The 19,046-nt window shown below is 63.7% G+C and carries 18 protein-coding genes; 10 read left to right on the top strand and 8 right to left on the bottom strand.

Annotated elements, in window-relative coordinates:
- The first annotated feature begins 29 nt into the window (after window positions 1–29).
- On the top strand, window positions 30–842 hold the full coding sequence (locus PC358_RS11375) for a UDP-2,3-diacylglucosamine diphosphatase (RefSeq protein WP_033699610.1): 813 nt from the start codon (window positions 30–32) through the stop codon (window positions 840–842).
- A gap of 40 nt (window positions 843–882) precedes the next feature.
- Here the strand turns inward: PC358_RS11375 and PC358_RS11370 are convergent, their stop codons facing one another.
- Entirely contained in the window at window positions 883–1,194 is a 312-nt protein-coding gene (locus PC358_RS11370; RefSeq protein ID WP_033699608.1) for an Mpo1-like protein, read from the bottom strand.
- A 153-nt stretch (window positions 1,195–1,347) separates the two neighbouring features.
- Between PC358_RS11370 and PC358_RS11365 the strand changes: the two genes are divergently transcribed.
- Window positions 1,348–2,409 (top strand): AraC family transcriptional regulator, encoded by a 1,062-nt coding sequence (locus PC358_RS11365; protein ID WP_033699606.1) that lies wholly within the window; start codon window positions 1,348–1,350, stop codon window positions 2,407–2,409.
- Here PC358_RS11365 and PC358_RS11360 read toward each other — a convergent pair.
- Window positions 2,366–3,820, bottom strand: coding sequence for a TrkH family potassium uptake protein (locus PC358_RS11360; RefSeq protein WP_033699604.1), 1,455 nt, complete (start codon window positions 3,818–3,820; stop codon window positions 2,366–2,368). The two genes, PC358_RS11365 and PC358_RS11360, sit on opposite strands and share 44 nt — an antisense overlap.
- Before the next feature lie 102 nt (window positions 3,821–3,922).
- Between PC358_RS11360 and PC358_RS11355 the strand changes: the two genes are divergently transcribed.
- Window positions 3,923–4,480: an NAD(P)H nitroreductase gene (locus PC358_RS11355; RefSeq protein ID WP_033699602.1), complete on the top strand. Its 558-nt coding sequence runs from the start codon at window positions 3,923–3,925 to the stop codon at window positions 4,478–4,480.
- 39 nt (window positions 4,481–4,519) lie between these two features.
- Here the strand turns inward: PC358_RS11355 and PC358_RS11350 are convergent, their stop codons facing one another.
- The 5 genes from PC358_RS11350 to PC358_RS11330 all read right to left on the bottom strand — a co-directional run bounded on the left by PC358_RS11350 (window position 4,520) and on the right by PC358_RS11330 (window position 8,193).
- Entirely contained in the window at window positions 4,520–5,857 is a 1,338-nt protein-coding gene (locus PC358_RS11350; protein WP_033699601.1) for a sensor histidine kinase, read from the bottom strand.
- 60 nt (window positions 5,858–5,917) lie between these two features.
- Window positions 5,918–6,334, bottom strand: a complete 417-nt coding sequence (locus tag PC358_RS11345) for a Spy/CpxP family protein refolding chaperone (protein WP_033699600.1) — start codon at window positions 6,332–6,334, stop codon at window positions 5,918–5,920.
- Window positions 6,335–6,475: 141 nt separating this feature from the next.
- On the bottom strand, window positions 6,476–7,153 hold the full coding sequence (locus PC358_RS11340; protein ID WP_033699599.1) for a response regulator transcription factor: 678 nt from the start codon (window positions 7,151–7,153) through the stop codon (window positions 6,476–6,478).
- A gap of 145 nt (window positions 7,154–7,298) precedes the next feature.
- A complete protein-coding gene (locus tag PC358_RS11335) occupies window positions 7,299–7,598 on the bottom strand; it encodes a YciI family protein (RefSeq protein ID WP_033699597.1) in 300 nt (99 codons plus the stop codon).
- A gap of 1 nt (window position 7,599) precedes the next feature.
- Window positions 7,600–8,193: a septation protein A gene (locus PC358_RS11330; RefSeq protein ID WP_033699595.1), complete on the bottom strand. Its 594-nt coding sequence runs from the start codon at window positions 8,191–8,193 to the stop codon at window positions 7,600–7,602.
- A 67-nt stretch (window positions 8,194–8,260) separates the two neighbouring features.
- Here PC358_RS11330 and PC358_RS11325 point away from each other — a divergent pair, with 67 nt between their 5' ends.
- The 6 genes from PC358_RS11325 to PC358_RS11300 all read left to right on the top strand — a co-directional run bounded on the left by PC358_RS11325 (window position 8,261) and on the right by PC358_RS11300 (window position 14,857).
- Window positions 8,261–9,121 (top strand): PHP domain-containing protein, encoded by an 861-nt coding sequence (locus PC358_RS11325; RefSeq protein WP_033699594.1) that lies wholly within the window; start codon window positions 8,261–8,263, stop codon window positions 9,119–9,121.
- A 13-nt stretch (window positions 9,122–9,134) separates the two neighbouring features.
- Entirely contained in the window at window positions 9,135–9,764 is a 630-nt protein-coding gene (locus PC358_RS11320; RefSeq protein WP_033700191.1) for an L-threonylcarbamoyladenylate synthase, read from the top strand.
- A gap of 92 nt (window positions 9,765–9,856) precedes the next feature.
- Window positions 9,857–10,615, top strand: a complete 759-nt coding sequence (locus PC358_RS11315) for a segregation and condensation protein A (protein ID WP_162181148.1) — start codon at window positions 9,857–9,859, stop codon at window positions 10,613–10,615.
- Window positions 10,602–11,387, top strand: a complete 786-nt coding sequence (scpB, locus tag PC358_RS11310) for an SMC-Scp complex subunit ScpB (protein WP_033699591.1) — start codon at window positions 10,602–10,604, stop codon at window positions 11,385–11,387. Before PC358_RS11315 ends, scpB begins: the two co-directional genes overlap by 14 nt.
- Before the next feature lie 274 nt (window positions 11,388–11,661).
- Entirely contained in the window at window positions 11,662–12,792 is a 1,131-nt protein-coding gene (gene rluB, locus PC358_RS11305; RefSeq protein WP_033699590.1) for a 23S rRNA pseudouridine(2605) synthase RluB, read from the top strand.
- Window positions 12,793–13,435: 643 nt separating this feature from the next.
- Window positions 13,436–14,857: an amino acid permease gene (locus PC358_RS11300; protein ID WP_077068546.1), complete on the top strand. Its 1,422-nt coding sequence runs from the start codon at window positions 13,436–13,438 to the stop codon at window positions 14,855–14,857.
- 78 nt (window positions 14,858–14,935) lie between these two features.
- Here PC358_RS11300 and PC358_RS11295 read toward each other — a convergent pair whose 3' ends face one another.
- Entirely contained in the window at window positions 14,936–15,820 is an 885-nt protein-coding gene (locus PC358_RS11295; RefSeq protein WP_033699588.1) for a LysR substrate-binding domain-containing protein, read from the bottom strand.
- A gap of 151 nt (window positions 15,821–15,971) precedes the next feature.
- On the opposite strand from PC358_RS11295, the gene ydiJ reads away from it, so the two are divergent.
- Window positions 15,972–18,992 (top strand): D-2-hydroxyglutarate dehydrogenase YdiJ, encoded by a 3,021-nt coding sequence (gene ydiJ / locus PC358_RS11290; RefSeq protein ID WP_033699587.1) that lies wholly within the window; start codon window positions 15,972–15,974, stop codon window positions 18,990–18,992.
- Window positions 18,993–19,046: the final 54 nt, after the last annotated feature.

Here is a 19,046-nt window from a genome sequence, read left to right as displayed (position 1 = left end):
GCTCCAGCAAACTGCGCCGGAGCCCGCCCATGACCCATGCCGAACTCTCCCGTCCCTCGCGCAAGCAGCGCGTGCGCACCTTATGGATATCCGATGTACATCTGGGCACCCGTGACTGCCAGGCCGAGTATCTGTCGCGGTTTCTCAAGGGCTACCAGGCCGACCGCATCTACCTGGTGGGCGATATCATCGATGGCTGGAAGCTGCGCGGCGGCATCTATTGGCCGCAGGCCCACACCAACGTGATCCGACGCCTGTTGACCATGAGCAAGCGGGGCACCGAGGTGATTTATGTCACCGGCAACCATGACGAATTCCTGCGCCGCTATTCCAAGCTGATGCTGGGCAATATCCAGTTGGTGGACGAGGCCGAGCACCTGACTGCCGATGGCCGACGCCTGCTGGTGATCCATGGCGACCAGTTCGATGTGATTACCCGCTACCACCGCTGGCTGGCGTTTCTGGGGGACCGCGCGTATGAGTTCACCCTGGTGCTCAACCGTTGGCTCAACCATTGGCGTGCCCGTTACGGCTATGGCTACTGGTCGTTGTCGGCCTACCTCAAGCACAAGGTCAAGGGCGCGGTGAACTTCATCAGTGACTTCGAGGCTGCCATTGCCCATGAGTGCACCCGCAGAGGCTTTCACGGGGTGGTTTGCGGGCATATTCATCATGCCGAAATGCGCAAGGTGGGGGAGGTCGAGTACCTCAATTGCGGGGATTGGGTGGAGTCGTGCACGGCGTTGATCGAGCACTGGGATGGCTGCATCGAATTGTATCGGCTGGCGGATGTGCAGGCGCAGAGCGCGCAGAAGGTGGCGACGGTGCGCGAATCGGCGTGAGGCTTGAGCGGCATGGGGCGCGCAATGCGGCCCCGGCGATTTACAGGCTGATCTTGCCCAGCAGAATATCGCGGAACATGGCGAAATCCCCCATCAGGCTATAGAACGGGTAGGTAAACGTCGCCGGCCGGTTCTTCTCGAAAAAGAAATGCCCGACCCAGGCAAACCCATAGCCGAACAGCGGCACGGCCAGCAGCAGCAACCATTTGCCGCTGCCGATGGTGTACGCCAGCAGGGCAATTACCAGGCTCGTCCCGACAAAGTGCAGGCGGCGGCACGTGGGGTTGCTGTGCTCGCCCAGGTAGTAGGGGTAGAACTCGGCAAAACTGCGAAACTGCGCTGTGCGGGTCATGGCAGTGCTCCGGGATTAATACTTGTGGATAAGATGCACGGCGTGGAGCCTGAATCGAGTCTAGAGTCATTGGCGGGGCCTACCAGTGACAATAGGCGCCAATTGAGTATCCTTGGGGTTCACCGCAGGAGCGGTCAGCATAAGAAGCCTGTCATGAGTGAAAGAACCACGTCAGCCAGCTGGGCATCAGGGATCGTCAAGGCACTCGAGCTGGAAGGGCTCGACTGCCCGGCCATGTTCAAGCAGCTAGGGCTGGACTTCGCTGCCCTCGATGACCCCGACGCGCGTTTCCCCCAGGACGCCATGACCCGGCTCTGGCAGCTGGCGGTAGAGCTGTCGGGCAACGAAGCCATCGGCCTGAACATGGCGCGGGTGGTGCGCCCGGCGTCGTTCCATGTGGTGGGCTATGCGTTGATGTCCAGCCGCACCCTGGCCGAAGGTTTCGAGCGGCTGGTGCGGTACCAGCGCATCATTGCCGAAAGTTCCGACCTCAGCTTTCGCCTTGGCCCAGAGGGCTATTCGCTGGTTCTGACCGTGCATGGCGACCATCTGCCGCCAACCCGGCACAGCGCCGAAGCGTCGTTGGCGTGTGCGCTGGCGTTGTGCACCTGGCTCAGCGGGCGTGACATTCAGCCACGACGTGTGCTGATTCAGGGGCCGCAGCCCAAGAACGTCGAACCTTACAAGGTGGCGTTCCACTCACCGCTGGTGTTCGACGCACCGCACGATGCACTGGTGTTCGAGCGTGCCGACATGGAGGCGCCGCTGCCGACTGCCAACGAGGCGATGGCGGTGCTGCATGACCGTTTTGCCGGTGAGTACCTGGCGCGCTTCTCGGAAAGCCGGGTGACCCACAGGGTCCGCCAGGTGCTGTGCCGCATATTGCCCCAGGGCGAGCCCAAGCGCGAAACCCTGGCCCAGGCCCTGCACCTGTCTCAACGTACCTTGCAGCGGCGCCTGCAAGAAGAAGGTACCAGCTTCCAGACCTTGCTCGACGATACCCGGCGTGAGCTGGCCGAGCAGTACCTCGCCCAGCCGGGCATGACCTTGCTGGAAACCGCCTACCTGTTGGGCTTTGCCGACCCGAGTAATTTCTACCGGGCGTTCCGTCGCTGGTTCGATGCCACACCCAGCGAGTACCGCGCCCGTCTGGGCGCGGAGCCTGAGGGGCTCAGTGACGCCAGAACGCCGGCATGCACAACACTAGCACCGTGATGATCTCCAGGCGGCCCAGCAGCATACCGCCGGCGAGGATCCACTTGGCGGCGTCCGGCAACGTGGCATAGTTGCCGGCCGGGCCGATCACTTCGCCCAGCCCCGGGCCTACGCCCGACACCGTGCCGGCAGCACCGGTCAGTGCGGTCATCCAGTCCACGCCCAGCAGCGACAGCAGCAACGCCATCACGCAGATGGTGATCGCGAAGAAGAACGAGAAGGTCAGGATCGAACGCACGATTTCTTCGTCGAGGCGGTGCCCGTTGTACTTCTGCTTGATCACTGCGCGCGGGTGGATCAATTGGTTGAGGCTGGCCTTGAGCAGGATGTAGGCGACCTGGAAGCGGAAAATCTTGATACCGCCTGCGGTCGAGCCAGAGCAGCCGCCGATGAAGCCCAGGTAAAAGAACAGCATCAGCGAGAAATTGCCCCACAGGCTGTAGTCGCCCAGGGCGAAGCCGGTGGTGGTCACCACCGAAGTCACGTTCAGCGCCACGTGGCGCAAGGCATCCAGCCAGTGCAGGTTGGTGGTGGCCCAGTACCAGGAGCCCAGCACCAGCCAGGTGACCACCAGCATGCCGAGCAACCCCTGAACCTGCTGGTCGCGGAGCAACGCCCTGCGGTTGCCGCGCAGGGTTGCCACGTACAGGGTGAAGGGCAGGCTGCCGAGGATCATGACCACCACCGCGACCCAGTGCACGGCAGGGATATCCCATTTTGCCAGCGACTGGTCGGAGGTCGAGAACCCGCCGGTGGAAATCGCCGACATGGCATGGTTGATGGCATCGAACGGCCGCATGCCGGCCCACCAGAAGGCCAGCGCGCCGAGCACGGAGAAGCCGACGTACACGCCGACGATCGACTTGGCCACCATGTGCGAACGGGGCATGACCTTTTCGGAACGGTCCGAGGACTCGGTCTGGAACAGGCGCATGCCACCAATGCGCAGCAGCGGCAAAATCGCGACCGCCATGGCGATGAAGCCGATGCCGCCGAGCCAGTGCAGCATCGAGCGCCACATCAAGATCCCCGGCGACATGCTGTCCAGGCCGCTGAGCACCGTGGCGCCGGTGGCGGTGATGCCGGACATGCTCTCGAAGAAGGCGTCGGTGTAGCTGATGTGCTGGGTCAACAGGAACGGCAGGGCGGCGAACACGCACACTACCAGCCAGCTGCTGACAGTCAGCAGGTACATGTCGCGCGGGCGCAGGTGCACATGCTCGGGGCGGCCCTGTACGACCATGAGCAGGCCGGCGATGAACGTGATCAGGCTGGACCAGAGGAACGACGGCATGTCGCCGGTGCGCTCGAAGATCACCAGGGTGGCCATGGGCACGACCATGCTGACGGCCAGGGTGATCAGAAAGATGCCGATGATGAAACCAATGATCCTTAAGGTCGGCAACGCCATGTGATCTGCTCTGACTCGAAACGGAAGGGCGCCATTCTACCTATGGGTCTGGTGATGTAAACGCTAGAATGGCCGCACATTCACCTGCCAGGAGGGTAGCCGATGGAGGCTCTCGACGCATTGCTCAACCGTGTTTCCGTGCCACGCCTGACCGACCCCGCGCCCAATGATGCCCAGCGCGAGGCGTTGTTCCAGGCCGCATTGCGTGCACCGGACCATGGCCAGCTGCGCCCGTGGCGGTTTCTGACCATCGAAGGCCAGGGCCGCGAGAAGCTCGGCGAGTTGTTCGCCGAAGCGGTGCAGAACAAGGGCGATGCCAGCCAGGCAGCGCTGGACAAGGCTCGCGCCATGCCGCTGCGTGCGCCGTTGCTGATCGTGGTGATCGCCAAGCTGCAGGACCACTTCAAGGTGCCCAAGTCCGAGCAGCGCCTGGCGGCGGGGTGTGCGGCCCATGGCATTCTGATCGCGGCGCATGCCCAGGGGGTTGGCGCGGTGTGGCGTACCGGTGACATGGCCTTTGACGCGCATGTGCACAAGGGGCTGGGGTTGGCCGAGAGCGAGGAGTTGATCGGTTACCTGTATGTCGGCACGCCGGTGAACGAGCCGCGTACGGCGCCAGTGCTGGAGACTGCTGATTTCGTCAGTGCCTGGGGTGAGTAACCGCTGAGAATGCTGGGGCGCGTAGCGGCCCCGGCAATCTCAAACCATAACCTCCGTTACAGGTAACTCCAGCCTGGCCACAAACCCGCCCTGCGGATGATTCGCCAATACCAGGCTGCCGCCATGGCGCTCCGCCGCCTTGCGCGCAATCGCCAGCCCCAGCCCATGCCCAGCTGCTTGCTGCCCCGGCGCACGGAAGAACGGCTCACCCAGCTGCGCGAGGTACTCTACCGCTACCCCAGGCCCATGGTCGCGTACTGTCAACACGATACGGTCCTGCTCACGCTCGGCGCTGATTTCGATCGGCTGCCCGGCCGGGTTGAAGCGCAAGGCATTGCGCAGCAGATTGTCAACGGCGCGCTCGATCAGTGTTGGCCAACCCTGCAAGGTCAGCCCTGCTTGCGCCTGCAGCCGCACCTCCTGCTCCGGTGCGCTGAGCAACGCATCCTTGCGCACGCCGCCCAGCAAGGCGTTGAGGTCGACCGGCTCGGCGTGGGCCTGCTCGGCATCGACGCGGGCCAGGGCGAGGATTTCGCTGATCAGGTCTTCGAGCCGGTCGCATTCACGGGTCAGCCGTGGCCACAAGGCCTGGCGCTGCTCGGGCTCGGCACGCTCGGCCAATGCCAGGGCAATGCGCAGCCGTGCCAACGGTGAGCGCAGTTCATGAGACACATCGCGCAGCAACTGGCGCTGGCTGCCGATCGTACTCTGCAGGCGGGCGCCCATCTTGTTGAAGTCGTTGGCCAGTACCCCGAACTCATCGCGGCGGGCGGCCAGGCGGGCCAGGCTGTTCTGCTGGTAGCTGGTTTGGCCGAGGTCGTGCACGGCGCTGCGCAGGCGGCTCAAAGGGCGGGTGATGGACAGGGTCACCAGCAGGCTGAACAGGGTCAGCACCACCAGGGCGATGCCCAGCGCACTGAGCGGCCAGAGCAGGCTCTCGCGGTGCCAGGCGTCCAGCTCAGGGTGGGGGATGCGGTAGATCAGCAGGTAGGTTTCACCACTGTAGGGGCTGGTGTATTCCTCGGTCAGACGGCGCCACGGCAGGCGCCGCTCGTCATTGTGCTGGCGTGCCTCGAACGCGGCGGCGCGGCGCGGGAAGGTACCAGGCACGACGGCGTCGCCGCTGTCGTCGAGCACCTGCACGTCGATCTTGAAGCGTTGCTTGCGGCGTTCGAGAAAGTGCTGCGCCGAGTCCATGCCTTCCTGTTCGTAGTGCTTGGCCCAGTGGCTGGCCAGGGTGTTGAGGCCCGGGTGGCGGCTGAGGATCCAGGCGTCCTGGTTGAGCATGTGGCCGAGCAGGATCGACAGGCCCGCAACCAGGGTAATGGCCAGCCAAAAGCTGGCCAGGATGCGCCAGAACAGTGAACGCAAGTGCACCTCCTGCAAACGGGAAAAGCCCGGCCCGCAGGGGTGCGGGCCGGGCGTGGGGCGGACAGCTTACTGGGCCTTGCCGCCTTTTTCAGCTTTCCAGGCCTGGAACTCTTGCCATTCGGCTTTCTTCGCGGCGCGTTCTTTTTGCAGCTCGTCGAACTGCTTCTGTTGCTCAGGCTTGAGCAGGCCGCGGACCTGGCTGTCGGTCTTGTCGCGGCTGGCCTTGAGTTCGTCCTTCATGGCCTTCTGGTCGGCGGCCGGCAGCTTGGACAGGTAGCGCTCGGTGATGTCGCGGCGTTGCTTCATCTGCTCGCCCATCAGCTTGCCAATCTGCTGGCGCTGGTCGCGGCTCAGGTCCAGTTGGGCGAAAGGCGCATCACCGCGATGATGCGGGCCGTCGTGACGCGGGCCGCCTTCAGGCATGGCCATGGCCACGGTCGGCAGGGCGGCGGCGAACATCAGGGCGATAAGGGTCTTGCGCATGGTGTCTCTCCTTTCATAGGCCGGTGGTTACCGGATGAGCACAGTCTACGCAGCTGACCGTCAAGGGCGGTCAGGGGAGGGTAAAGGCTGGGTAAAGATGAGTTGCCGAGCGTGTTGGGGCTGCGAGGCGGCCCCGGCACGTCACAGGCTGTAGTAATAGCCGCGGCTGCGCAGCGCAACGATGCGTGGGCGCCCATCGGCATGCGGCCCGATCTTCTTGCGCAGGTTGCTGACGTGCATGTCCAGGCTGCGGTCGTACAGGGTCAGCTTGCGGCCCAGGCCGATCTGCGCCAGTTCCTGCTTGTCCAGCGGCTCGCCCGGCTGGCGCAGCAGGGCTTCGAGGATGCGGCTTTCGGACAGGGTCAGGGTCATCTCGCGGCCATCGATGCTGGCCACGCCACGTGCCGGGCTGTAGACCAGGTCGCCGATCTCTACCTGGGTGGTGGTGGCTGCCGGGTGGCTGCGGCGCAACACGGCGCGCAGGCGGGCCGTGAGCTCGCGCGGGTCGCAGGGTTTGGCCAGGTAATCGTCGGCGCCGAGCTCAAGGCCGAGGATGCGGTCCAGGGGTTCGCCCCGTGCCGAGAGCATCAGCACAGGCAGGTCGGCATGTTCGCTGCGCAATTGCTTGAGCAGTTCCAGGCCGCTGCCGTCTGGGAGCATCACATCCAGCACCACGGCGGCCGGGGCATGTTCGGCCAGGGCCTGGCGTGCGCTCAGGCCATCGTGGCAGGCGCGGACGGTAAACCCTTCCTGGGTCAGCCAGCTGCCGAGCAGCTCGCACAGCTCCTGGTCATCATCAATCAGTAACAGCTCGCTCATGACTCACTCAATTCAACCATTGACGGCGAGTATTCGGCCCGCCAGTGGCAAAGATACCGCAGACTGATGGCAAGCGTATAACCGCCAGTACCGCGCGGCCCTGTGGGTGCGGCTTTACCCGCGAAAAGGGCCGCGCGGTGTCGGGTCAAGGCAGGACTTGCTTGAAGGGTTTGACGATGACGTTGTCGTACACGCCCGCAGCAATATACGGGTCGGCATCGGCCCAGGCCTGTGCCGCAGCCAGGGAGTCGAACTCGGCCACGATCAGGCTGCCGCTGAAACCGGCTTCACCTGGGTCGTTGCTGTCGATGGCCGGATGTGGGCCTGCCAGCACCACGCGGCCTTCGGCCTTGAGCTGCTGCAGGCGCTCGATGTGTGCCGGGCGGGCAGCCAGGCGCTTTTCCAGGGAGTTTGCGACGTCGCTGGCGATGATGGCGTAGAGCATGTCAATCCTTGGGTTTGGAGGTAGTAGGGTCGTCGTGCAGGTGGCGTGACAGGTACACACCCTGGGCCACCAGGAAGATCACGGTCATGCCCAGGCTGCCGAACACCTTGAAGTCGACCCAGAAGGCCTGGAAGGTGAAGGCGACGAACAGGTTGGCCGCACCGCAGACCAGGAAGAAGCAGATCCAGGCCAGGTTCAGGCGGGCCCAGATGGCATCGGGCAGGGTCAGGGCGTGGCCCATGATGCGCTTGATCAGCACTCGGTCGCCGATGAAGTGGCTGCCGGCGAAGGCCAGGGCGAACAGCCAGTTGACCACCGGCGCTTTCCATTTGAGGAAGGTTTCGCTGTGGAAGGTCAGGGTCAGGCCGCCGAACACCAGGCAGGCGATCAGGGTCAGCCATTGGCCCTTTTCCAGCTTGCGCTGGCGCAGGAACAGGGCACCGTAGACCACCAGGGAGCTGACGATGAGCATGGCCGTGGCGCTGTAGATACCGCCGAATTCGAAGCTGTGGCCGGCAACCTCCAGGGGCCGCGGGTCGAGCTTGTAGACGATGAAGAACAGTAGCAACGGGATGAAATCGATGAATTGTTTCACAATGGCAGCCAGAATCGGGATGTGACGGCATAATAACAAACATCGATTCCAGCGAAAGCGCTCCTCCATGAATGTTGATCTGCACTGTCACAGCACGGCCTCCGACGGCGCCCTGTCGCCCACGGTCCTGGTCGCCCGGGCCCATGAGCACGGGGTGCAAACGCTGGCACTCACCGACCACGACACCCTCGAAGGGCTGGCCGAAGCGCGCCAGGCCTGCCGCGAGCGCGGCATGCACTGGGTCAGCGGGGTAGAGCTGTCGTGCACGTGGGGTGGGGCGACCATCCATGTGCTGGGGTATGACTTCCCCCTCGACGCACCGCCGTTGCTCGAAGCCATCGAAGCCCTGCACCGTGGCCGCTGGCTGCGTGCCGAGGAAATCGACAAACGGCTGGCGGCCAAGGGCATGCCCGGCGCGCTTGAGGGTGCCAGGGCCGTGCAGCAAGCGTTGGGCGACAGTGGCAACGCCCCGGCGCGCCCGCACTTTGCCGAGTTTCTGGTGCGTGCCGGTCACGTCAAGGATCGCGGCGAAGCGTTCCGCAAGTGGCTGGGCGCCGGCAAGCTGGGTGACGTCAAGCAGCACTGGCCGACCCTGGATGAAACTGTCGCCACGCTGCGCCAGTCCAACGCTTGGGTAAGCTTGGCGCATCCGATGCATTACGATCTGACCCGCAGCAAGCGCAGACGGCTGATTGCCGACTATATTCAGGCAGGCGGGCAGGCGCTTGAGGTGGTCAACGGGATGATGCCGGCCGAGCAGGTGGGCACGATGTCCATCCTCACCCGTGAGTTCGGCCTGCTGGCAAGCGCTGGCAGTGACTTCCACGGCCCCGGCACCTGGGGCGAAATCGGTGCCTACCGGCCTTTGCCCGAGGACCTGCCACCTCTGTGGCGCCGATTCAGCCATGAACAGCCTTTGGCGGTATGAACAGGAAGACTACGTGAGCCAATTTTTCCAGATACATCCGGAGAATCCGCAGCAGCGGCTGATCCGCCAGGCGGTGGAGATCATCCGCAAGGGCGGGGTGGTGGTCTATCCGACCGATTCGGCCTATGCGCTGGGTTGCCAGATTGGCGACAAGGGCGCGGTGGAGCGCGTACGGCGCCTGCGTGGCCTGGACAAGACCCACAACTTCACCCTGATGTGCTGCGACATGTCGCAACTGGGGCTGTATGCCAAGGTCGACACCGTCACCTTCCGCCTGCTCAAGGCGCATGTGCCGGGGCCGTACACCTTCATTCTCAACGGCACCCGTGAAGTGCCGCGCCTGCTGCTGCACGAGAAACGCCGCACCATCGGCCTGCGCGTGCCGGACCACGCCATCACCCTGGCGCTGCTGGCTGAACTGGGCGAGCCACTGATGAGTGTCAGCCTCATCCTGCCGGGCGACGACCAGCCGATGACCGACCCCTACGCGATCCGTGAGCGGCTGGAGCATCATGTGGACCTGGTGATCGACGGCGGTTTCGGTGATCTCAAGGCATCGACCATCATCGACCTGTCCGGCGACGAGCCCGAGCTGATCCGCGAAGGTTGTGGCGACCCCACGCCATTCATGGTCAATGCGTGAGCCAGGTGGAGGCGCCCGAGGCGCCGGCCGAGGAGGCCGAGTCGCCTCAACAGTTGCAACTGGCCCTGGTCTATGGCGAAGCCCTGACCGAGATGCCGGTAGACCTGTACATCCCGCCGGATGCGCTTGAAGTCATTCTCGAGGCGTTCGAAGGCCCGCTGGACCTGCTGCTGTACCTGATCCGCAAGCAGAACATCGATATCCTCGACATCCCGGTGGCGGAGATCACCCGCCAGTACATGGGCTATGTCGAGCTGATGAAGAGCGTGCGCCTGGAACTGGCAGCCGAGTACCTGGTCATGGCGGCCATGCTGGCCGAGATCAAGTCGCGCATGTTGCTGCCCCGCTCGGCCGAGATCGAGGAGGAAGAGGGCGACCCGCGCGCCGAGCTGATCCGCCGCTTGCAGGAATACGAGCGCTTCAAGGCCGCTGCAGAAGGGATCGATACACTGCCACGGGTGGGTCGCGACATTGTCGTGCCGCGCCTGGAAGCACCGCAGGCCAAGGTGCGCAAGCTGCTGCCCCAGGTGAGCCTGGAGGAGCTGCTGGTATCGATGGCCGAGGTGATGCGCCGCAATGACCTGTTCGAAAGCCACCAGATCACCCGCGAAACGCTGTCTACCCGTGAACGCATGAGCCAAGTACTCGAACGCCTCAAGGGCGGGGCCTTCGTGCCCTTCGTCGAGCTGTTCGGTGCAGAAGAGGGCAAGTTGGGCGTGGTGGTGACGTTCATGGCGATTCTTGAGCTGGTGAAGGAATCACTGGTCGAACTGGTGCAGAATGAGCCTTTCGCCGCGATCCACGTCCGGCTTCGCGCCGAGTTTGTTGAAGAACCTGATGAACCTGAATGAACCCCGCGACCTGGCGTCGCTGATCGAAGCTTTTTTGCTCGCTTCGGGCAAGCCGCAATCCCTTGAGCGCTTGTACGAGCTGTTCGAGGAGGCCGAGCGCCCGGAGCCCAAGGTGTTCAAGAAGGCCCTGGAAGTGCTCGGCAAGTCCTGCAGCGGGCGTGCCTTCGAGCTCAAGGAAGTAGCCACCGGCTATCGCCTGCAGATCCGCGAAACCTTTGCCCCTTGGGTTGGGCGCCTGTGGGAGGAGCGGCCGCAGCGCTATTCCCGTGCGCTGCTCGAAACCATGGCGCTGATTGCCTACCGCCAGCCCATCACCCGTGGCGAGATCGAGGACGTGCGCGGCGTGGCGGTGAACAGCAATATCATCAAGACCTTGATGGAGCGCGAGTGGATTCGCATCGTGGGTTATCGCGAAGTGCCGGGGCGGCCGGCGATGTTCGCCACCACCAAGGCATTTCTCGACCACTTCAATCTCAAGAGCCTTGAGGAGCTGCCGGCATTGGCCGAACTGCGCGAGATGGAACCGGAGCCGTTGCTCGACCCAGATGACGCGCCAGTACCTGCGCACCTGCAGGCGCTGGCCGATGCCAGCCTTGGCGAGGGCGAAGCCGAGGCCGAGGTGCCGAAGGATGAGACCAGCTTCCGCAGCCTGCTGGTGGAGCTGGATGCGATGGAAGAGGGGCTGAAGACCGATTTCGATGATTTGCGTGAAGAAGAGGACGTGGTTGAACCCGAGGCTTCACTGGAGGACGAGGGCAAGTTGCAGACCTGAGGCTTATGCTGGCAGTGCGGGCCTCTTCGCGGGGCAAGCCCGCTCCTACAGGTTGGCCGCTCACCGTCAGAGCCCACAAACCGGTGGGAGCGGGCTTGCCCCGCGAAGAGGCCCGCACTGACAGCGCAAAACCACTGGGCAGAAAACCCTGCCGGCCCCCGCAAAACCCACTACGCTCGAGTGCGTTCCTGATACGAACCGCGTATGATGCGCGGCCCTTTGGCGCGTTCGTCGCCAAGACCCCTTTTTCATTCCTACACCGGGAGGTGCCCAGATGAGTGAGCAAGACCTGCAAAACACCGAAATTACCCCTCCATCCGGCGAAAAGCTGCAGAAAGTACTGGCGCGCATTGGCGTCGGTTCGCGCCGTGACGTCGAGGCCTGGATCAGCCAGGGCCGCATCAAGGTCAATGGCGTGGCCGCCACCCTCGGCCAGCGCGTCGACCTGCACGACGCCATCGCTGTCGATGGCAAGCTGATCAAGCGCGAAGAAGCCGCCGAGGCCACCCGCCGGGTAATCATGTACAACAAGCCCGACGGCGAGATCTGCACCCGTGACGACCCGGAAGGCCGCCCGACGGTGTTCGACCGCCTGCCGCGGCCGAAAGAAGGGCGCTGGATCAACATCGGCCGCCTGGACATCAACACCACCGGCCTGTTGCTGTTCACCACCGACGGTGAGTTGGCCAACCGCCTGATGCACCCTTCCTACGAGATGGACCGTGAGTACGCGGTACGTGTGCGGGGCGAGGTCGACGACGAGATGCTCGATCGCCTCAAGGCTGGCGTGATGCTCGAAGACGGCCCGGCCAAGTTCACCGACATCCAGAAGGCACCGGGCGGCGAAGGCTTCAACCACTGGTACCACTGCGTGGTGATGGAAGGCCGTAACCGTGAAGTGCGTCGCCTGTGGGAGTCGCAGGGCATGGTGGTCAGCCGCCTGAAGCGCGTGCGCTTCGGCCCGGTGTTCCTCAACTCGGACCTGCCGATGGGCCGCTGGCGGGAAATGACCCAGGGTGAAATCGACATCCTGGCCGCTGAAGTGGGCCTGCAGCCAGTTGCGCTGCCGACCTTGAACCTCAAGGCCAAGGACAAGATGGAGCGCATGCAGCGCAAGTCGAGCCGTCCGATGGGCCGTGGCGAGCGCGTGCGCAACCTGCGCCCTGCCAGCGAAGGGGCTACCGAGCGCCCAGCACGCCAACCGCGTGACAGCGCTGGTGAGCGCCCAGCCCGCCAACCGCGTGATACCACCGGTGAGCGCCCTGCGCGCCAGTCGCGTGACGACGCGCGTAAAGGCAACCGTGGCAGCGCGGTGGCCGAGCGCCCGAGCGAGATGCGCAAGCGTACCGCCAAGCCAGACGGCGACAAGCCGGCAGGCCGTGGTCGCGGCAAGCCGCGCGGTTGATCTGCAGCGCTAGATAAGAACCAGCCTCCGGGCTGGTTTTTTTTGCTTTGGATTCAGCGGGGGCACCTTAGGCTGTCGCCAAGATATTGAACAAAAAGAATTTTTCTGACGACTGGCAAGTTTTCAAACCGACCTGTAAAGAAATTTATACGGATGCAGGCAAAATACGCCCTGAATTCAGATTTCCCCTACCTGTGTAAACATAACTTGCCGCACCCCGCGCGGCGAGGCACTCCTGTCGCTCACTCCCCCTATTGCCCAAACCCCCGCCGCACGCTGATATAGCGGCCATTGCCGTGTGCAAAAGCCCGCCCAGAGAGGCGTGCTGACAAAACAACAAATGGAGGCGCCATGTACGCCGATCACTTCGCCTTTCAAGGCTTTCACCACAGGAACGCTGCGTTTTTCCCCGGGGAAATGACGCAACGCGTTGACGCCTGCGCGCTTGCAGGGGTATACAGTGCGCCGCGTTTTACCTGTGACCCTCTTGCGTACCGCGCACTCTTGATCACACCCGGCTGACCCGCCCTGGCGGCGCCCGCGTTCAAGAAACCCAAGGTAACCACCTTGCCCATTCCGCTGCGCCACGAGCGCGGTGGGTCCGATTTCGTCACAGATAAAAACAATGCAGGTGACTTCGTTCATGAGTGGACAAAACATGCATTCAGGCGAGCTAAAGCGGGGCCTGAAGAACCGCCATATCCAGTTGATCGCCCTCGGCGGAGCGATTGGTACCGGCCTGTTCCTGGGTTCGGCAGGCGTGATGAAATCCGCCGGCCCGTCGATGATTCTTGGCTATGCCATCTGCGGCTTCATCGCCTTCATGATCATGCGCCAGCTGGGCGAGATGATCGTCGAAGAGCCGGTGGCCGGTTCGTTCAGCCACTTTGCCCACAAGTACTGGGGCGGCTTCGCCGGCTTCATGTCGGGCTGGAACTGTTGGGTGCTGTACATCCTGGTGGGCATGTCGGAGCTGACGGCGGTCGGCAAGTACATTCACTACTGGTGGCCAGAGATCCCGACCTGGGTCACGGCGGCGGGCTTCTTCCTGCTGATCAACTTCATCAACCTGATGAACGTGAAAGTCTTCGGCGAGGCAGAATTCTGGTTCGCCATCATCAAGGTCGTGGCCATCGTCGGCATGATCGGCCTGGGTGCGTACCTGCTGACCAGCGGTAGCGGTGGCCCCGAGGCGTCGGTTACCAACCTGTGGGCGCACGGCGGCTTCTTCCCGCATGGCGTCAGCGGCCTGGTGATGGCGTTGGCGTTCATCATGTTCTCCTTCGGTGGCCTGGAAATGCTCGGCTTCACCGCAGCCGAGGCCGACAAGCCGAGGACCGTGATTCCCAAGGCCATCAACCAGGTCATTTACCGCATCCTGATCTTCTACATCGGTGCGCTGGTCGTGCTGCTGTCGCTGACCCCGTGGGACAACCTGGTCGCCAGCATCGACGCCTCTGGCGGCAGCTACGGCAGCAGCCCGTTCGTTCAGGTGTTCTCCCTGCTGGGTAGCGATGTGGCCGCCCACCTGCTGAACTTCGTGGTCCTGACCGCAGCGCTGTCGGTGTACAACAGCGGTACCTACTGCAACGCCCGCATGCTGCTGGGCATGGCCGAGCAAGGTGACGCCCCGGCGGCCCTGGCCAAGGTCGACAAGCGCGGTGTGCCGGTGCGGTCGATCCTGGTGTCGGCTGCGGTGACCCTGATTGCAGTGCTGCTCAACTACTTCATTCCGCAGAATGCGCTGGAGCTGTTGATGTCGCTGGTCGTGGCGACCTTGGTGATCAACTGGGCGATGATCAGCTACTCGCACCTGAAATTCCGCCAGCACCTCGACCGCACTGGCCAGAAGCCGCTGTTCAAGGCGCTGTGGTACCCCTACGGCAACTACCTCTGCCTGGCGTTCGTGGTGCTGATCCTCGGCATCATGCTGCAGATTCCGGGTATCAATATTTCGGTGTATGCGATCCCGGTGTGGTTGTTGGTGATGTTCATCTTCTACATCCTCAAGCCCAAGCGTGATGCACAGGCCAATGGCACCGCTGCCGGTACTGTTGCTAAGTAAGCGCTGCAGGCGATAACGCAAACCCGATGTCAGGTCATTGGCATCGGGTTTTTTGTTGCCAATAAAGCAGTCAAAAACTCAGATCTGCTCGAGCAACCAGCTGCGAAACGCCCGCAACGACGGCAGCGCTTCATTGCGCGGCGGGTAGATCAGGTAATAGCTGCGCTGGCTGGCAAATGCTGCGCCGGGGCTGAACAGCTCGCCCTTGGCCAGCTCCTCTTGCACCAGAATCCGCGGCACCAGGCCAATGCCGATGCCGGCCCGCACCGCCTGGATCAGGTGTGAGGTCAGCTCGAAACTCGGCCCCAGGCGCATCGCCCGGTGCGGCAGCTGGTGATGCGAGAACCACTCGCCCCAGGCATGCGGGTTGTTGGCGACATTGAGCAGCACTTCCTCGCTGACCCGGGCGGGGCTCCAGCCATGCGGGTCGACGGCTGCCTCTGGCGGCAGGATCACCAGCAGCTCCTCGGCATGCAGGCGGTGGCAGATCAAACCTGGCAGGTCGTGGCTCGCCACCCCGATGGCCGCATCAATCTCGCTGGTGTCGAAGTTGATCGCTTCTATCCGTGAATGGATATGCACCAACATGCCCGGGTGGGCGCTGTAGAACGCATGCAGCCGCGGCAGCAACCATTTCGAGCCGAAGGTGGGCAGCGTGGCCAAGCGCAGCGTGCCGACGCCCGACTGGTAGGCCAGCGCCTGCAGCGTGGCGCTGCGGATGCGCCCTAATGCCTCGCTCAGCTCGCGCTGGTACAGCCGGCCGACGTCAGTCAACTGCACCTGGCGGCCCTCGCGGCGAAACAGCGTCAGCCCCAATTGCTGCTCCAGCGCCTGCACCTGGCGACTGACGGCGCTCTGGGTCAGTGACAGTTCGGCGGCGGCGCGGGTGTAGCTTTCATGCCGCGCGGCGGCTTCGAATGCCAGCAGCAGTGACATGGACGGTGTCAGGTGGCGGTAATTCATTCATAAAAGTCATCGATAGCGGCAGGATTATCCGTTTGCCCCTGGCGCGAAAGTACAGGAACATTGACCTATTCGTCATCAGGTGTGAAACGACTCATGCCGGCGTGACAGGATTTCCGTGAATTAGCCCATATCAAGAGGCCATCCTTCGATGATCGCCCAGCTGCCGACCAGTGCACCGTCCGCGAACTACCCAGAATTCCTCGAAGCCCTGCGCAACAGCGGCTTCCGTGGCCAGATCAGTGCCGATTACGCTACCCGTACGGTGCTGGCCACCGACAACTCGATTTACCAGCGCATGCCCCAGGCGGCGGTGTTCCCACGTGACGCCGATGACGTGGCGCGGGTCGCCGCGCTGATGGGAGAGGCGCGCTTTGCGCAGGTCAAGCTGACCCCGCGTGGCGGCGGCACCGGCACCAACGGCCAGTCGCTGACCGACGGCATTGTGGTCGACCTGTCGCGGCACATGAACAGCATCCTCGAAATCAACGTCGAACAGCGTTGGGTACGGGTCCAGGCCGGTGTGGTCAAGGACCAGCTCAATGCCGCGCTCAAGCCCCATGGGCTGTTCTTCGCGCCTGAACTGTCCACCTCCAACCGCGCCACGGTCGGCGGCATGATCAACACCGACGCCAGCGGCCAGGGCAGCTGCACCTACGGCAAGACCCGCGATCACGTGCTCGAATTGCACAGCGTACTGCTCGGCGGCGAACGCCTGCACAGCCTGCCCATCGATGACGCCGCGCTGGACCAGGCCTGCGCCGCGCCGGGGCGGGTTGGCGAAGTCTATCGGGTGGCCCGCGAAATCCAGGAAACCCAGGCCGAGCTGATCGAAAGCACCTTCCCCAAGCTCAACCGCTGCCTGACCGGTTACGACCTGGCGCACCTGCGCGACGAGCAGGGGCGCTTCAACCTCAACAGCGTGCTGTGCGGTGCCGAAGGGTCGCTGGGTTACGTGGTCGAAGCCAAGCTCAATGTACTGCCGATCCCGAAATACGCGGTACTGGTCAACGTCCGCTACACCAGCTTCATGGATGCCCTGCGTGACGCCAATGCCTTGATGGCGCACAAACCCTTGTCGATCGAAACCGTCGACTCCAAGGTACTGATGCTGGCGATGAAGGACATCGTCTGGCACAGCGTCGCCGAATATTTCCCCGCCGACCCCGAGCGCCCGACCTTGGGTATCAACCTGGTGGAGTTCTGTGGCGATCAGCCTGACGAGGTCAATGCGCGGGTGCAGGCGTTCATCCAGCACCTGCAAAGCGATACCAGCGTCGAGCGCCTTGGGCACACCCTGGCCGAGGGCGCCGAGGCCGTCACCCGCGTCTACACCATGCGCAAACGCTCGGTGGGCCTGCTTGGCAACGTCGAGGGCGAGGTGCGCCCGCAGCCATTCGTCGAAGACACGGCAGTACCGCCGGAGCAACTGGCCGACTATATTGCCGACTTCCGCGCGCTGCTCGACGGCCATGGCCTGGCCTATGGCATGTTCGGCCACGTCGACGCCGGCGTGCTGCACGTGCGCCCGGCGCTGGACATGAAAGACCCGGCCCAGGCCGCACTGGTCAAGCCGATTTCCGATGCCGTGGCGGCACTGACCCAGCGCTATGGCGGGCTGCTTTGGGGTGAGCACGGCAAGGGCCTGCGTTCGGAGTACGTGCCCGATTACTTTGGCGAACTGTACCCGGCGTTGCAGCGCCTCAAGGGTGCATTCGACCCACGCAACCAGCTCAACCCCGGCAAGATCTGCACACCGCCAGACAGCGCCGAAGGCCTGACCAAGGTCGATGGCGTGACCTTGCGCGGTGACCTCGACCGCACCATCGACGAGCGCGTCTGGCAGAACTTCAGCAGCGCCGTGCACTGCAACGGCAACGGCGCCTGCTACAACTACGACCCCAACGACGCCATGTGCCCGTCGTGGAAGGCCACCCGTGAGCGTCAGCACTCACCCAAGGGCCGTGCCTCGTTGATGCGTGAATGGTTGCGCCTGCAAGGTGCAGCGGATATCGATGTGCTGGCGGCAGCGCGCAACAAGGTGTCCTGGCTCAAGGGCCTGCCGGCGCGGCTGCGCAACAACCGCGGGCGCGACCAGGGGCAGGCAGACTTCTCGCACGAGGTCTACGATGCCATGGCCGGTTGCCTGGCGTGCAAGTCGTGCGCGGGGCAGTGCCCAATCAAGGTCAATGTGCCGGACTTCCGCTCGCGTTTCCTCGAGCTCTACCACGGCCGCTACCAGCGCCCGCTGCGTGATTACCTGATTGGCTCGCTGGAGTTCACCATCCCGTACCTGGCGCATGCGCCGGGGCTGTACAACGCGGTAATGGGCTCGAAGTGGGTCAGCAAGCTGCTGGCCGACAAGGTCGGCATGGTCGACAGCCCGTTGATCAGCCGTTTCAACTTCCAGGCCACCTTGACCCGCTGCCGCGTCGGCGTGGCCAGCGTGCCGGCCCTGCGCGAGCTGACGCCGGCCCAGCGTGAGCGCAGCATCGTGCTGGTGCAGGATGCCTTCACCCGTTACTTCGAGACGCCGCTGCTGGCTGCCTTCATCGACCTGGCTCACCGCCTGGGCCACCGGGTATTCCTGGCGCCATACAGTGCCAACGGCAAGCCCTTGCATGTGCAGGGCTTCCTGGGGGCCTTCGCCAAGGCGGCGATCCGCAACGGTACCCAGCTCAAGGCCCTGGCCGATTGCGGCGTGCCGCTGGTGGGGCTGGACCCGGCCATGACCCTGGTGTACCGCCAGGAGTACCAGAAGGTGCCGGGCCTGGAAGGCTGCCCGAACGTACTGTTGCCGCAGGAGTGGCTGATGGATGTGCTGCCCGAGCAGGCGCCGACCGCACCCGGCAATTTCCGCTTGATGGCCCACTGCACCGAGAAAACCAACGTACCGGCCAGCACCCGGCAGTGGGAGCAGGTGTTCGCACGCCTGGGCCTGAAGCTGGTGACCGAGGCTACCGGTTGCTGCGGCATGTCCGGCACCTACGGGCATGAAGCGCGTAACCAGGCGACTTCACGGACCATCTTCGAGCAGTCCTGGGCGACCAAGCTGGACAAGGAAGGCGAGGCGCTGGCGACAGGTTACTCGTGCCGCAGCCAGGTCAAGCGCATGACCGAGCGGCAGATGCGTCATCCGCTGGAAGTGGTGTTGCAGTACGCACAGCGGTAAACCTGTAAGGCCCTCTTCGCGGTGTTACCCGCGAAGAGGGCAGTCCAGGCCTTG

Source organism: Pseudomonas capeferrum (assembly GCF_000731675.1).
Classification (GTDB): Bacteria; Pseudomonadota; Gammaproteobacteria; order Pseudomonadales; family Pseudomonadaceae; genus Aquipseudomonas; species Aquipseudomonas capeferrum.
The sequence above is the reverse complement of the archived record's forward strand: the minus strand, read 5'-3'. Positions and strand labels throughout refer to the sequence as shown.

What these genes read in the sequence shown, in the direction of transcription:
- PC358_RS11375 (WP_033699610.1), top strand. Translation starts at nt 30, where the DNA reads ATGACCCATGCCGAACTCTCCCGTCCCTCGCGCAAGCAGCGCGTGCGC.
- PC358_RS11370 (WP_033699608.1), bottom strand. Translation starts at nt 1,194, where the DNA reads ATGACCCGCACAGCGCAGTTTCGCAGTTTTGCCGAGTTCTACCCCTAC.
- PC358_RS11365 (WP_033699606.1), top strand. Translation starts at nt 1,348, where the DNA reads ATGAGTGAAAGAACCACGTCAGCCAGCTGGGCATCAGGGATCGTCAAG.
- PC358_RS11360 (WP_033699604.1), bottom strand. Translation starts at nt 3,820, where the DNA reads ATGGCGTTGCCGACCTTAAGGATCATTGGTTTCATCATCGGCATCTTT.
- PC358_RS11355 (WP_033699602.1), top strand. Translation starts at nt 3,923, where the DNA reads ATGGAGGCTCTCGACGCATTGCTCAACCGTGTTTCCGTGCCACGCCTG.
- PC358_RS11345 (WP_033699600.1), bottom strand. Translation starts at nt 6,334, where the DNA reads ATGCGCAAGACCCTTATCGCCCTGATGTTCGCCGCCGCCCTGCCGACC.
- PC358_RS11340 (WP_033699599.1), bottom strand. Translation starts at nt 7,153, where the DNA reads ATGAGCGAGCTGTTACTGATTGATGATGACCAGGAGCTGTGCGAGCTG.
- PC358_RS11335 (WP_033699597.1), bottom strand. Translation starts at nt 7,598, where the DNA reads ATGCTCTACGCCATCATCGCCAGCGACGTCGCAAACTCCCTGGAAAAG.
- PC358_RS11325 (WP_033699594.1), top strand. Translation starts at nt 8,261, where the DNA reads ATGAATGTTGATCTGCACTGTCACAGCACGGCCTCCGACGGCGCCCTG.
- PC358_RS11315 (WP_162181148.1), top strand. Translation starts at nt 9,857, where the DNA reads ATGCCGGTAGACCTGTACATCCCGCCGGATGCGCTTGAAGTCATTCTC.
- scpB (WP_033699591.1), top strand. Translation starts at nt 10,602, where the DNA reads ATGAACCTGAATGAACCCCGCGACCTGGCGTCGCTGATCGAAGCTTTT.
- rluB (WP_033699590.1), top strand. Translation starts at nt 11,662, where the DNA reads ATGAGTGAGCAAGACCTGCAAAACACCGAAATTACCCCTCCATCCGGC.
- PC358_RS11300 (WP_077068546.1), top strand. Translation starts at nt 13,436, where the DNA reads ATGAGTGGACAAAACATGCATTCAGGCGAGCTAAAGCGGGGCCTGAAG.
- PC358_RS11295 (WP_033699588.1), bottom strand. Translation starts at nt 15,820, where the DNA reads ATGAATTACCGCCACCTGACACCGTCCATGTCACTGCTGCTGGCATTC.
- ydiJ (WP_033699587.1), top strand. Translation starts at nt 15,972, where the DNA reads ATGATCGCCCAGCTGCCGACCAGTGCACCGTCCGCGAACTACCCAGAA.